Raw genomic sequence first — 287 nt, 5'->3', positions numbered from 1 at the left:
CTTCGCTCTATCCACTTGGAGCGCTTCGGCCGCTTTCACGATACGGTGGTCGGGCCCTTCATCGATCGCATGAACATCGTCCTCGGCGCCAACGAGGCGGGCAAGACGACCGTGGCCTCCTTTGTGGGCGGCGTGCTGTTCGGTTGGGAAGAGGCTCGAGGAAACCGGAACACCTCCAAGCCCGAGGGGGCCGAGCGAGCGGGCTCGCTGCTTTTCGCGCGGTCGGCGGGGGCGGACGCGAGCGCGGGTGCGAGGGAAGACGAGGAGACGTTCGTGCTTTCCCGCGC

General features: G+C 67.2%; 1 protein-coding gene. It reads left to right on the top strand.

Translation table 11 applies throughout. The features are described 5' to 3' along the window. On the top strand, window positions 1-287 hold a 287-nt coding region (locus NE591_RS15610; protein ID WP_371130642.1), incomplete at both ends, for an AAA family ATPase.

Origin of the sequence: Adlercreutzia sp. DFI.6.23 (assembly GCF_024462535.1) — a bacterium.
Taxonomy (GTDB): Bacteria; Actinomycetota; Coriobacteriia; order Coriobacteriales; family Eggerthellaceae; genus Adlercreutzia; species Adlercreutzia rubneri.
Note: the sequence above shows the minus strand (reverse complement) of the source record. Positions and strands in the feature narration are given on the sequence as shown.